At 61.4% G+C, this 13,233-nt stretch carries 10 protein-coding genes; 1 reads left to right on the top strand and 9 read right to left on the bottom strand.

The window, feature by feature from the left end; all coding sequences use genetic code 11:
• Window positions 1-166: 166 nt before the first annotated feature.
• The 9 genes from VQ071_RS11300 to VQ071_RS11260 all read right to left on the bottom strand — a co-directional run bounded on the left by VQ071_RS11300 (window position 167) and on the right by VQ071_RS11260 (window position 11,946).
• A complete protein-coding gene (locus VQ071_RS11300) occupies window positions 167-1,228 on the bottom strand; it encodes a Gfo/Idh/MocA family protein (RefSeq protein ID WP_340514106.1) in 1,062 nt (353 codons plus the stop codon).
• A gap of 6 nt (window positions 1,229-1,234) precedes the next feature.
• Window positions 1,235-2,098, bottom strand: a complete 864-nt coding sequence (locus VQ071_RS11295) for a phosphogluconate dehydrogenase C-terminal domain-containing protein (RefSeq protein WP_340514105.1) — start codon at window positions 2,096-2,098, stop codon at window positions 1,235-1,237.
• 143 nt (window positions 2,099-2,241) lie between these two features.
• Window positions 2,242-4,164: a hypothetical protein gene (locus VQ071_RS11290; protein WP_340514104.1), complete on the bottom strand. Its 1,923-nt coding sequence runs from the start codon at window positions 4,162-4,164 to the stop codon at window positions 2,242-2,244.
• A gap of 177 nt (window positions 4,165-4,341) precedes the next feature.
• Window positions 4,342-5,721 (bottom strand): four-carbon acid sugar kinase family protein, encoded by a 1,380-nt coding sequence (locus VQ071_RS11285; RefSeq protein WP_340514103.1) that lies wholly within the window; start codon window positions 5,719-5,721, stop codon window positions 4,342-4,344.
• Window positions 5,722-5,731: 10 nt separating this feature from the next.
• On the bottom strand, window positions 5,732-7,003 hold the full coding sequence (locus VQ071_RS11280; RefSeq protein WP_340514102.1) for a ribulose-bisphosphate carboxylase large subunit family protein: 1,272 nt from the start codon (window positions 7,001-7,003) through the stop codon (window positions 5,732-5,734).
• Window positions 7,000-8,277, bottom strand: a complete 1,278-nt coding sequence (locus VQ071_RS11275; RefSeq protein ID WP_340514101.1) for an apiosidase-like domain-containing protein — start codon at window positions 8,275-8,277, stop codon at window positions 7,000-7,002. The genes VQ071_RS11280 and VQ071_RS11275 overlap by 4 nt, the downstream gene beginning before the upstream one ends.
• An 88-nt stretch (window positions 8,278-8,365) precedes the next feature.
• Window positions 8,366-9,250, bottom strand: a complete 885-nt coding sequence (locus VQ071_RS11270) for a carbohydrate ABC transporter permease (RefSeq protein ID WP_340514100.1) — start codon at window positions 9,248-9,250, stop codon at window positions 8,366-8,368.
• Window positions 9,251-9,262: 12 nt separating this feature from the next.
• Window positions 9,263-10,168: an ABC transporter permease gene (locus tag VQ071_RS11265; protein ID WP_340514099.1), complete on the bottom strand. Its 906-nt coding sequence runs from the start codon at window positions 10,166-10,168 to the stop codon at window positions 9,263-9,265.
• A 140-nt stretch (window positions 10,169-10,308) separates the two neighbouring features.
• Window positions 10,309-11,946 (bottom strand): extracellular solute-binding protein, encoded by a 1,638-nt coding sequence (locus VQ071_RS11260; RefSeq protein ID WP_340514098.1) that lies wholly within the window; start codon window positions 11,944-11,946, stop codon window positions 10,309-10,311.
• Between the two features lie 290 nt (window positions 11,947-12,236).
• Here VQ071_RS11260 and VQ071_RS11255 point away from each other — a divergent pair, with 290 nt between their 5' ends.
• On the top strand, window positions 12,237-13,076 hold the full coding sequence (locus tag VQ071_RS11255) for an AraC family transcriptional regulator (RefSeq protein ID WP_340514097.1): 840 nt from the start codon (window positions 12,237-12,239) through the stop codon (window positions 13,074-13,076).
• The last annotated feature ends 157 nt before the right edge of the window (window positions 13,077-13,233 follow it).

Raw genomic sequence — 13,233 nt, 5'->3', positions numbered from 1 at the left:
GGTCGGCTACGCGTACGGATGATTCGCCAGGTGTTGATGCCTGCCACCGTATTCGACCGTATTCGACGTATCGTTATCGTGCTCCTTCCTGCGCCATCCCGGATCCCTGTCAAGGTCGAACAAACTCGCAGGGGCTGGCCGGTGCAGGAAGAACAAATGATACCGTTTATTTCCTATGAAAAGTTTTAATGGCGACCGGCATCCGGCTTGCCGCGCTCTCATAGACGCCGAAAGCCATCCGCAGCGTGATCAGATTGTCCGCCCCGCTCGTCTGGAACTGTTCACCGGTGTTCAGACAATCAATGAAATGCGATTGCAGGCGGAAATGGCTCTCCTCGTGATCGAGCTCCGACGTCTCCAAAATCGTTTCCTCCCCGGATCCGTCGGCGGAGACGACCGCGATACGGCCGGATGTGTCGTACTTCAGCGTGCCACGTTCGCCGTCGATCACAAGCTGCTCGAGGTGAACGGGACCTACCGCTTCGCCGAGCGGCCGATCGAGCTTCTGCCGGGTTGCCCAGCTGGCGTCGAGCAAGCCGAAGAAGCCTTTCGCCCCCAGCACGACGATCCCGCTGTCCTCGCCTTCAATGAACGGACTGATGCGCTGCACTTCCGCGTACAGCCGGTCGGGCGTACCGAACAGAAACCGCCATGTATCAAACCAATGTACGCCCATCTCATAAAAGAGCAGCTTTGGCATCTCCCGGAAAAAAGGCTGCGGAATCGCAACCCCCGGCGCCATGCGCGGCGTGTAATAGTCGGTGTGCACGTAGCGCGCCATGCGGACCGTCCCGATCCGCCCCTCGTCCAGCACGCGCTTGATCGTCCGGAACGGCTGCAGCCACCGCCAGTTCTCCGTCACCATCAGCCGAACGCCCGCTTCCTCCGCAGCGACCACGATCGCTTCCGCCTCCTCAAGCGACGGCGCGAACGGCTTCTGGCACATGATATGCTTGCCCGCGGCGGCGGCTTTGGACGCGTACGCCAGATGGGTTTCCGGCCCGGTCACGATGTCGACGATATCAATGTCGGCCGACGCCAGCATCTCGTCGAACGACGTGTACAACGCATCCGCCGGCACACCGAATTCGGCGGCGCGCCGTTCCATTTTCTCCCGGCTCCGGTTGCACAACGCGGTCACTTCGACGCCGGGAATCCGGCTCCACGCTCTCAGATGCTTCTCCGACCAGTAGCCGGTGCCGACCAGTCCGACCTTCCAAGCTTTCATCCGTCCTTATCCCTCCGTCTTCAACGCTTGCAGCTTTTCGGGATGCAGCATGATATCGATCTGCTCGCGAATGCTCTCCGGCTGGAACAACTCCCGCCAGCCTTCCTTGATCATCGCCTTGCGTCCGTATTCGATCGCCACGAGGCAGGCGTCCGAGAACGGGTTGACCTTCTCGAACACGATGGCGAGCTCGATGTTGATGTGCCCCAGCATAAAATCCTTCGCCGCCTCGTACGGCACGCCGCGCCGGACAGCCTCCTCCATCGCTTCGCCGAGCACGGTCGCCATCATCGCGCCGACCGTCTCCGCCATAGCAGGTTCCAGCACCGCCATCTGCTCCACCGTAATCCGGTGGGTACGCATGACCGGCGCGTACATCTCCCTCGCAATTCGCTCGCCTGCTTCATAATCCGCTTCCGGCCCCTGTATCAGCGCGCAGACGATCGCCTGCTTGGCCGCTACGCCGCCGAACAGATCGCGCTTGGCCTCGCTCGTCGTCTCGTTGTTGAAGACAGGCGGGTGGCAGGGGTGTGTCACGAAATAGGTGACGTCGTTCCGCATGGGCAGCTGGTCCAGATAGGCGGCTGCCGGATCGAGTACGATCAGCATTGCGCCGCTTCGCATCTGCGGCACGACGCCCGCGGATATCCGTCCGATCGCCACGTCCGGCACGGCGAGAATGACGATATCGGCGCTCGCCACCGCTTCATTCTGCGCCGTCGTGGCGAGTCCGCGCTCCGCGAGACGCGCGACGCCCCGCTCGCCGATCTCCACATAACGAGTCCGATGGCTTCCTTTATTTAAGTTGTCCGCGATGCGGCAGCCCATCTTGCCCCCCGCGCCGATCAGCGCTATCGTCCGACTTTCCATCTCGCATCCCCCTCGTATAGTATCGTTTGAAGTCATACAATAGCTTACTTCCCTGGCCCCGAGCGCGTCGCACGCTGCATCCAGGATACCGCTGTCGGTGCCCGGCATCGGCAAGGACTGCAAGGCCGCTGTACCGCAATCATTCACACGCGGCCGGTCCGGGTCCCGCCGTCAACGCTGTCCAGACAGGCGAAGCCGTACGGCGCCAATGTCAGCTTCCGGATCGGCGCATCTGCTTCCCCGCCCGCTACATGGACCCTCAGCTCCGCGTCGGTATAATTGGCCGCGATCAACCTGCGGCGGCCGTTCAGCCGCAACGCCAGCGCGCCGGCGGCGAGCGGACGGTTGACGCGCACGTCGAGCAGCTCGGCCCCCGCCCACTCGCCCACGAGTTTCAGCAGCTCGTAGACGGGATACACCGACGCGCCCCCTTCCGGCATGAGGCCGAGGGTGCCGCCATCCTCGTGGAGCGTGATCCGGTCCGCGCCTGCCTGACCGAGCTGCGCGATGCAGCCGAGCGTCCAGACCGCGCCGAACGGCGTCCGCAGCCGGGCGTCCTCCATGCTCTCGCGCCGCTCCGTTTTGGCCGCTTCGACTTCATTCGCCGCGTACGGATTCACCCGCGGCTTGAACGTGACCGGCCCGACATGCAGCGAATGCGAACCCGCCCTCGCCTTGGCTGTCCGCACGGTCGCCGACTGCGCCTCCAGCGTCTCGATGATCGACGCATCGTCGAACGCGTGAATCTGCGGATTGATCGGGTAGACGGCGTAATCCATGTCTTCGAGCGGCAGCTCCGCCCGGTTGAATTCGGCGAAGTTGCCGCGCGTACCACCGCCGATCGGCAGCCGCACGCCTGCCGCTGCCAGAGCGGACGCCAGCTGCCGGTTCAGCGCGAGGGTCGTGTCGAATCCGCCCTCGGGATATACGGTGACACCGCACACAGTGTCGGCGTATGGCTGCAGCGCTTCGGCAAGCGCCTCCAGCTGCCCGGTCCGATCGCTGCCCTCGCGGGCAGCCGCGATCGCCTCGATGAGCAGCTCGGCGCCACAGAAGTTCGCACTCTCCGCGGCGCCGGTCAGCAGCTCCAGCCAGCCGGGCTCCCCGAGCCTTAACGGAACATGAAGATGCGCCGGACGAAGCGCCGCCAGCAGGTCCAGCTCCCGGTCCGTCCGGTCTTGCCGTACCGGCGCATAGCCTACGCCCGACTTCGGCAGTCTGCCGACTCCATCGGGGCCGACGGTGACGACCGTCGCCTGCGCACTGCCGTTCGTCGCGTCGGAGCCGGCAGCCGCGGCAACCCCGGCCTGCGCACTGCCGCTTTTCCTTGACTGCGCGGCCGTATCTGCCAACCGCAGCGTTACCCGCTGCCGCACGATCTCGCCATTCTCCACCAGAACGGGATACGGGATGGCGAGCGGGGTGGAGAATGTTTTGAACGACGCGTCCGTCCAATTGCGCTGATCCTCGGTCTCGAACCGGTCTCCTTCGAACCGCAGCTCCAGCTCGCCGCCGGCCGTTCCGTGCCGCATGCCCGTGAAGCCGATGAACGGACTGTCCGGTGAGATCAGCTCCGGGAATCGGCTTGTCCAAATGCCCTCCGGCGATTCGAGCGTAACGGGCTCGCCCGCCAGCGTCACCGGATGCAGTACGCAAAAGCCGATCCGGTTGCGCAGGAAAGCGCGACGCGCGCGTCCGTCCATGGCAAACGTCACCGTTCCGCCCGGCGTGCCTTCAATCCGGCCGTCCCAGACAAAATCGATTTCGTCGTTGACATGTTCCGCCGTAAAGCGGACGCAAAACGAGGCGCCGTAGCGCTCCACCTGCAGGTCAGTAAACGCGGGCGGCACCGTGCCCCAGTTTTTGTCCCGGACGGCCGCGTAAACGCCTCTTACAATCTCGTTCCCGTCCAGCTTGATATACCGCAGGCCTCCGTCGGCGAACAAAGCCTCAACCGGCCCCGCCTGCAGCAAGGTTGCGGCCAGTTGCTGCGGCCTCAGCGTTCCAACGCATTGTTGCGCGTCCTCCCGTCCCATCGTATCGCTTCGTGTATCCGGCTCCTTCATTCCGGCCACCTGCCTCCCGTCGTCATTCGCCCGCCGTTTTGACTGTCCATATCAACAAAGGCTTTTGCGCCTTTCACGACTAGTTGTCGCTGTTGCACCTGCACTGCAGCTATTCGCACGCCATGCCCACGATTCGCCGCTCACCATTCACCGTGCGCCTTCCAGCGGCACCCGCTTTTACCTTCCGTCCCGCACGCGCACGAAATAATCTTCTGTGCCCACCTGGCCGCCCTTCAGTGCCAGCTCCTTGCCGTCGAACGCCGGGTTCTCCGCGTGGCTCAGACAGAGCGGTCCGCCCGGGGCGACCGGCATCAGGCATTCCAGCCCGTAGATACCGAGCTCCCGTGTCACATAGCCCGACGTGTCCCCGCCCGCGATCAGAAATCGCTGCAGACCAGCCGTGCCGACGACTTCCCGGGTCAGCTTGCCGAGTTGCTCGCCGAGCAGGCGGCCGGTGTCGAGCGACGCGTGGCCTGCGTTCGCCATGCGGCTTCTCAGCCGCTCCGTCTGAAGGTTCTCGGGCCCCAGCGCGGTGTAAAGCAGCGGACTGCTGCCGTCTCCGAGCACAGCCAGCGCCTCCTCCCGCAGCTTGCTGCGGTACGCCTCCGCCTCGTCCGGCACAACCAGCCGCTCCACGTCGACCGGGATGCCCCGGAACCCGTTCGCGAGCGCATAACCGATCTGTGCCTCCGTCACGGGCGAGCAGCTGCCCGACACGGCAAACAGCTGCTTCACGGGTCCCCGTGCCTCGAACAGAGTGACGTCCGGCTCCGTTAGACCCGTCCGCCTCCAATGGGCGCAGAGCGCGTATTCGACGCCGGACGAACCGATGACAAACCGACTGTCCCGCTCCACCGCCTCCTGCCAGAGCAGCGCTCCTGCGCGCTCCAGCCGCTCATCGTCCAGCACGTCGAACAGCACCAGCTCCGGTCCCTCCGCCAGCAGCCGCTTCAGCCGCTCCGCCGCCGACGCTTCGTCGCCTTCCATGGCCAGAATATCCATCAACCCGACGGACAGCTTCGTCTGCTTCGCCAGATGCATCCGCAGGTCCGCTTCGTCCATCGGCGTCACCGGGTGGCGAGACATCGTCGGATGCCGGTCGAGCCGGTGCACCGTCTCTCCTCCCTTGGCAAAATGATTGCCGAACACCGTGTAACGGCCAAGCGCGGGCGCGCCCACGAGCAGCGGAATCGGATGCGCGCCGCCGAACGCGGCGCGTCCCAGCTCGGCCGCCTTGCCGATGCTGCCGATATCGGGCGACGAATCGAACGTGGAGCACATTTTGTAATGAACGACAGGCGTGCCGGAGGCATGCAAACAGGCAAACACCGGCCCCAGCTCTGCCTCCATCTCCGCCGGGCTCAGCGAGCGGCTGACACCCGCGATGCCGAACGCGCGAATGCCGCGGAACCGGGCTTCAAGCAGCTCGGCGGACGGCGGAGCGAGGAACAGCACAGTTCGCACGCCCCCCAGCGCCAGCGCCTCCATCACATCCGTCGAGCCGGTGAAATCGTCCGCATAATAGCTGAGCAGCAGTTCACTTGTCATCTTCGCCATCGTTCCTTCCTTACCCTCTGCGGGTAAAAGTCTCCAGCGCCCGCCTCAGCTCGGCATGGCGTTCCGCATACGTCTCGCGCGGAATGCCGGCGATCGCCGCTTTCCATGCCTGCTGCATGCTGCGCACGCCGCCGGCCGGGCCGTCCGGATGTGCCATGATGCCGCCGCCCGCGATATTCATGAGGTCGTACGTGCCGAGCTGCCGGTACGTATCTTCCGCCGTCGCCGCCGACTGGCCGGACGACAGGACGGGCATGCAGGCATGCGCGCCGCCCGCAAAAGGTTCTCGGAGCGCGCGGACCGAGCGGATTACGGATTCGTTGCTTTCGTAGAACTTGCTGTCCAGCGCGTTCACATGCAGATGATCCGCGCCCGCCAGCCGGCACAGCTTCTGATAAGCCGCGAATTCCATGCCGAGCATCGGGCTGCGCGTCATCATGCCCCACTGGTTGCGATGGCCGTGGATCGGCAGCTCGCTGTAGCCATTCAGATGCGCAAGCCCGGCCAGACCGATGCTCTGGATGCTGACCATAATGCACGTGCCGCCGTGCGCGTGCACCAGGTCATGACGGCGTTTCAGCTCGTCGATGTCGCCCGTGATGTTGAAGGCATACATGACCTTCTTGCCCTTCCGGTCCGCCGCCCGTTCGATCTCCTCCATGACGGCCTCTACCTTGTCCTCGATCGGAGCGAACGTCGGGCTCGCATTGAGCTCGTCGTCCTTGATGAAGTCGAGGCCGGCGTCCGCCAGCTCCCGAACCAGCAGCCGCAGCTCGTCGACCGTAAGGCCGATGCTGGGCTTCACGATCGTGCCGATGATGGGACGGCCATGTACGCCGGCCAGCCGGCGCGTGCCTTCGACGCCGAACTTCGGGCCGCGATACCGGCTGCAGAACGCTTCAGGCAGCTCCAGATCGAGCAGCCGCAAGCCCGAGAATTCCTGCAGCTCGTACAGATTCCCGGCCACCGTCGCCATCAGGTTCGGAATGGACGGACCGAAGTTGTGCAACGGGAATTCAAGCGTCACCCTGCCGCGCCGGTACAAGCCGTCCCACGCCGTGGGCAGCTTCGCCCCCGGCAGCGACGGCTCGCGGACCGGCTCCAGTTCCTCGATGCCGACAATACGGGCCGCGCTTCGCGTCTTCACCTCGTCGGTCTCGCCGGGCACGGCCACGAACGTACCGGTCGATTGCTCGCCTGCCATCACCTCCACCGCACGCCCCAGCGCATGCGGCGTCTCGATGAGATACGTCGACCGGACGACGTCACGTCCGCCGCTCACCGGTTCCGCCTCCTCGCAAGCAGCAGCGCATCGGCGTTGCGTCCGTGCATGGCGATCTCGGTGACGCCTCCTTCAATGTGCAAGCACGGCTTCAGCACGCTTCGCGTCCCCAGCTCCAGAAGGTCGACGTCATAGCCGCCCAGGTCCGCCTCAATCCTTGTCCCCATATCGTAAGGCATGTACACCGCGATCACGCCGTCGTCCGGCGAAGCCGCCATCGTGACATGCTCCGCGTATTTCAGCACCCGATGCTGCGCCGGCTCCAGCTCGAACAGGCCGAACGATTCGAGCAGCCATTTGCCGTAGGCGACGTCTCCCGCTCCCGGCAGCAGCAGCGCTGTCCGCCAGTCCGCCGACATTCCCCAGGCTTTCTCGCTGGTGAACGTCTGACCCGCCTTATGCCACGACCAGACGCCATGCGCGCCGTATGTGAAGCCCGCCTTGGCGCCCGACAGCACGCTCTCCCAGAACGAGCGGCGAATGTCCGGCGCGTTAAACCGCCCATAGCGGTTGAAATATCCGATCGCCTCGTAATACGGCTCCCCGTTCACGATCGGTCGCTTCACCGGCAGTCCGTAATGATACGAGGCGCCCGTCACGGCCCGCGCCTCCGGCGAATGGCCTTGCTGGTACATATAGAAGTCGTAGTCCGGATGCCCGATCAACCGACTGTCCAGCTCCAGGCCCGGCTTCGGATGGTACGAGATCAGCGCTTCCGGCTGCCGCTTCTTCAACAGCTCCATCGCCGTCCGGTACATGCCGAACGCCGCTTCGGTCGGCAGGTCCGTGTCGCCGCTGATCAGATAAACCGGCTCGCTCGGTCCGAGTGTCCGCACCACCGTGTCGATATAGCCGGGAAGCGCCTCATCCGGCATGACGAACTCCGGATGAATGCCGGCAGCCCATGTATCCCGCACATAATTGACCCACAGCACGATGAGCGCCGGCACGAAGCCGTGCGCCCGAGCCATCTCCAGCATCCGGCCGGCCTTCTTGAAGTAAGCGGGATCGGGGCTGTGGAAGTCCCAGCCGGCGCCTTCTGCCTTTGCCTCGAACGGCGGCAGCTCGTCCGTGCCGCCCGACATGTCGTGAATGATCGGCAGGATGCTGATCTGTACGGCATTGAACCCCTGCGCCGCACGGAAGCGGAGATAGTCCTCCCACTCCTCCAGCGTCGCGTTCGTGAATGCGTTCCACACGGTATCGGCCAGATAGAAGAAGGGCCTGCCCTCTGCCAGGAAGTGATCTTTCGTTTCGGCTATGCTTAGTTTCATGTCTACACCTCGCGTTTAAGTTCGTCATCTGCCATCCTACAACATGGAAAGCCTCTCGTATTTAGCGAAAATCACAGAATCCGCCGACTTATCCTTTCACACTGCCGAGCCTGATGCCGCTGACGAAATATCGCTGCAGGAACGGATACACCAGCAGGATGGGGATGGCGGCCACCAGCATCTGAGCGCTTTTGACCGACCGATCGTTCAGCTTGGCCAGCCGTTCCGCTTCTGTCGCCGACATCGTCTGGAAGTTGAACTCCACCACAATGGTCTGCAGGTAGCTCTGCAGCGGGTACTTGTCGGCGTTGCGCATGAAAATCAAGCCGTCGAACCACGAGTTCCAGTGCCCGACCAGACAGAACAGCGTAATTGTGGCGATGGCCGGCATGGACACCGGAACATAGATTTGCCACAGCGTGCGCCAGTGGCTCGCGCCGTCGATGTTCGCGGCGTCCTCCATCTCCTCCGGCACCTGACGGAAGAAATTCAGCATCAGGATTACGTTGAACACGGTCACCGCTCCCGGCAGCACGAGCGCCCACAGCGTATTCATGATGCCGAGCTCCTTGATGAGGATATAGGACGGAATCAGGCCGCCGTTGAACAGCATCGTGAAAAAGAACACCCATACGTACAGCGACCGCGTCCGCAGCTTCTCCTTCGTCTTCGAGAGCGGGTAGGCCAGCAGAATGACGAGCATCACGTTGATGGCCGTGCCAAGCAGCGCCCGCTGCAATGTAATGCCGAATGCCCGCCAGAAAGCGTCGCGATCCAGCACGTACCGGTACGGCTCCAGCGTAAAGCGGACCGGCCACAGCTTCACGAGCCCGCCCGAGACGGCTGCGTTGTCGCTGAGCGACAGGGCCAGAATGTGAATGAACGGAACGAGACACAGCAGGCAGACGACGATAAGGAAAGTATAATTGAACGCGTTAAATACCTTCTGCGCCCGGGTTTGTTTTGTCAGCATGTCGCTTCCTCCCTAGAAGAGCCGGTATTTGAACAGCCGGTACGCGATCCAATACGAGACCGTAATCAGAATGAACGAAACGAGGGACTTCAGCAGGCCGACCGCCGTCGACGGTCCGTACTGCGCCTGCAGCAGGCCCATCCGGTACACCATCGTGTCGATAATGTCTCCCGACTGGAGCACCTGCGGGCTGTACATGTTGAAGATCTGGTCGAAGCCGGCGTCGAGTACGGTGCCCAGGCTGAGCACCATCAGCAGCACGATGATCATGTGCATGCCCGGCAGCGTGACGTGCCAGGTCTGCCGGATCCGGCCCGCTCCGTCCGACGCGGCGGATTCATAGAGCGATGGATCGATGCTCGTGATGGCCGCCAGATAGACGATCGTGTTGAAGCCGAACGTTTTCCACACGTCCGACGCCACCATCACATAGGGGAACCAACTGTTCTCCCCGAGGAAATAGATCGGCTTGATGCCGAACACGCCGAGGAATTGGTTGGCGATCCCGGACGACGGAGACAGAATATCGATCAGAATGCCGCTCAGAATGACCCACGACAAAAAATAGGGAAAATAGATGATCGTCTGCGTCATCCGTTTGAAAAGCAGCAGGCGAATCTCGTTCAAGAGCAGCGCAAAGGTTATGGGAACAATAATGCCCATGACGATCTTCAGGACGGCAATCCGCAGCGTATTCCATACGACCTGCCAGATGTTCGGAATGGAGAATACATAATCGAAATTGTCGAAGCCCACCCATTCCTGATTTCCGAGCAGCCCCCTTAGCGGGAGAAAATGCTGGAAGGCAATCGTGACGCCGACCATCGGCACATATGCGAAAATCAGAATCAGGATCAGTCCCGGAAGCAGCATGAAATGAAGCGGAAGCTCCCGTTTCGTCTTGTAGCCTACTCTCATGGCACCGATTCCCTCCTTTGTCACGGATGTCGTTTCCGCTTTCATGAATCCGCCTCCCTTCGGTTGCGAACGGCTTGATGGCGTGCAAAGCGCCGCCAGAGCTGGCGGCGCTTGCGAGCGTCATATGCGGCCTGGTTGCCTTATTTGCCCAGCGCCGCGTTGACTTCCTCGGTTACCTTCGTGCCGCCGAGCTTATTCCACTCGTCGACCATCTTATCAAAGCCCGCACCGACCTCCGTCTTGCCTTGGATGATGCCGGTGAGCGTAGTGACGATCAGCTCATCCATCGAGCTGCCGCGCGTCACTTCCGTGGACGTCGGCGCGCCCATATAGGCGTTCCACATAATTTGATCCGGGTAAGACGCGGCGACAAATTCGAACGGCGTATTCGTCGGCCCGAACATCATATCCATCGTCCACATGCCGTCCTGAATGTTTTTGTAGATGCTCTTCGCCGTACCCGTCAGTTGGTCCGTCGTGCCGTCGGCAATCGCTTTTTTCATCTGCTTATGCACCTCGAGATCCATCATCGGATCAAGCGTGTAGACCGGCGCCATCTGCCAGATGTTGTCCACGCCTTCGCCGAAGCCGTATTTCTCGAACTCGGCATTCTCGCCGTACAGAGCATCCACGTAGACGTTAAACATCTTCACCAGGTTCTCCGGATGCTTCGTCCCTTTCTTCACGACCATGTAGCCGTCCGTGCTGATCGTCAGCGGAATCTTCGCCGGTCCGCCGTCCTTCGTCGGCAGCGGAACGACGATCCACTTCGCGTTCGGATCGTTCTGCCGCAGCTTGTCGAGCGTAAACGCCATCCAGTGGGGACCGTAGAACATCCCCGTCTTGCCCGCGACGACCGATTCCATCGCCTTGTTGTTGTTCTTGGTGCCGAACTCCTTATCGAGCAGCCCTTCTTTGAACATCGTCTGCAGCAGCTGCAACGGTTCTTTCATTTCCGGCTGCACTGCGCCGCGGACGACCTTGCCGTCCTTCTCGATCCAGTTGCTCGGGTTTGGATAAGCGCCGTAGCCCCAGAACAGCCCCTGCAGGTTATACCGGAAGTCGCTGTCTATTTCGAGGCCCAGCGTATCCGCTTTGCCGTTTCCGTCCGGGTCCTGCGCCGCAAATGCTTTGGCAATCGCATGCACATCGTCCATCGTCTTCGGTCGCTCCAGCCCTAGCTTCGTCAGCCAATCCTCGCGGATCCACAAGTGGTTGTATCCGTTGGTCGAAGGCATTTTCATCGGAATGGCGTAGATCTTGCCGTCCTGTGTCGCCGGCTCGAAGACGCGCTTCGTCTCCTTCTCAATAATGCTCTTCAGCAGGTCGGAGCCGTACTGATCGTACAGCGGACCCATTTCCTCCAGCGCGCCCGCTTCCATCAACTGCTTGAGGTCGGATGTCGAGGCCACCTGGAGCATGTCGGGCAGGTCGTCGGACGCCATGGCCAGCTTCAGCTTCTGGTCATACGAGGTGCTGTCGGACAGCATCTTGTACTTCACGTCGATGTTAAGCTTTTCCTTAAACAGCTGAATCCAGCGGTTGTTCGCCAGCGTCTCGCCGGTAATCTTCTCCAGCTTCGCGACGTTGTCGTTATTCGGGTCCATATTACGGCCGAAGTTGTACGTGACCGCCTCGTTCGCAGTCGTCCCCGCATCGCCCGAGCCTGCGTTTTGGCTCCCGGTATTCGCTGCCGGCTTTTCTTTTGATCCATTGTTGGAGCAAGCTGTAACCACCAGCATCGCGGCAAACAGCAGACCCATCGTTTTTCTTCCCATTCTTCATGCCTCCCTTTGTCTGATCCGCACCTTTTGAGCATTTATACGATGCCATGTTGAGCAAGCCCTTCTGCAGAGACCGGCGAAACCGCTTCCGGATAGCGTTTTCATATCGTTCTGTCGTCTGCCACTGGCTTACTCACATCCTAAGGGATTAAAAGCGGAACGTATTTAGGGGAAAGTGACGACTATTCGTTCTTGTCCGTTCGGGAAGACCTTGCTAGAATGGGGGGGAAGATTCCGCAGGGTTGCACAAAATTGTATTCGGCTTCGGCCAGGGAGGTCATCGCATGCGGATCCGGGAATTCGGCACGCTTAAGCTGCAGCCTTCCGGTGCGGGAGGCATTCACCCTTTTCACGAGATCCTGTATCTGCACACGGGGCCCTCCGAGCTGCAATGGATGGGCCGGACGTATCCGATGACGTCGCCCGTGCTGATCCTGATTCCGGCGAATACGCCGCATTGGCTCGTGCCCGGCCCGCAAGGCGTACAGGGCTGGTATATGGAGGCCGACATGCAGCAAGAAACGTTCCTCGACTTCGAAACGGTGGGCCATTGGAACGTGAATCAATCGCGCCGTGCGGACGCGGATTGGCCGGTTCCCCTCGGTCCCGAGCTTGTCGTCATCGGCTCGACGATCGCCGCTTATGAAGCAGCGGCACTGGATCATACGACCACGCACCGGCTTCTGCAGCTCGATATCCGGAAGCTGCTCTTGCTGGTCGGCCATGCCGTCGCCAGCGATTCTCTCCCCGCGACATTCACGCAGGTCGACAGCTTTCAGACGGTCGACCGCCATATTTATACGATCATGCGGCATATGGAGCGCTCTTATGTGGAACCGATCACACTGGAAGAGCTCTCTCGAATCTGCAACTTCACGCCGTCCTACATTATCCGGCTCTTCAAGGAAGCATTCGGCTCGACGCCGATCCATTACCTGCAGGAGCTCCGGCTTAACGCTGCAATCTGCTATCTCGAGACGACCAATCTGCCAATTCAGGAAATCGCGGAGATGACCGGCTTCTCGAACTTGCATTATTTCAGCCGCGTCTTTAAAGCCAAGTTAGGCGACAACCCGTCCGCATGGCGGAAGAAGCGGCTTGTGCGCATGCCTGGCTCCGGCTAGCTTAAATAGCTTGAATATTTAAGAAGGACCGTCAGGAGAAATCACCTGACGGTCCTTTTAGGTTTGGAGAATATCCGATGCTTACATGCTGTTTGATTCAACGAAAAACACTTTGATTTGCCGGCGAGCTTTAAAAACGAGGGATTTGCTCCGCGGT

This window comes from Cohnella sp. 56, from assembly GCF_037963805.1.
Taxonomy (GTDB): Bacteria; Bacillota; Bacilli; order Paenibacillales; family Paenibacillaceae; genus Cohnella.
Note: the sequence above shows the minus strand (reverse complement) of the source record. Positions and strands in the feature narration are given on the sequence as shown.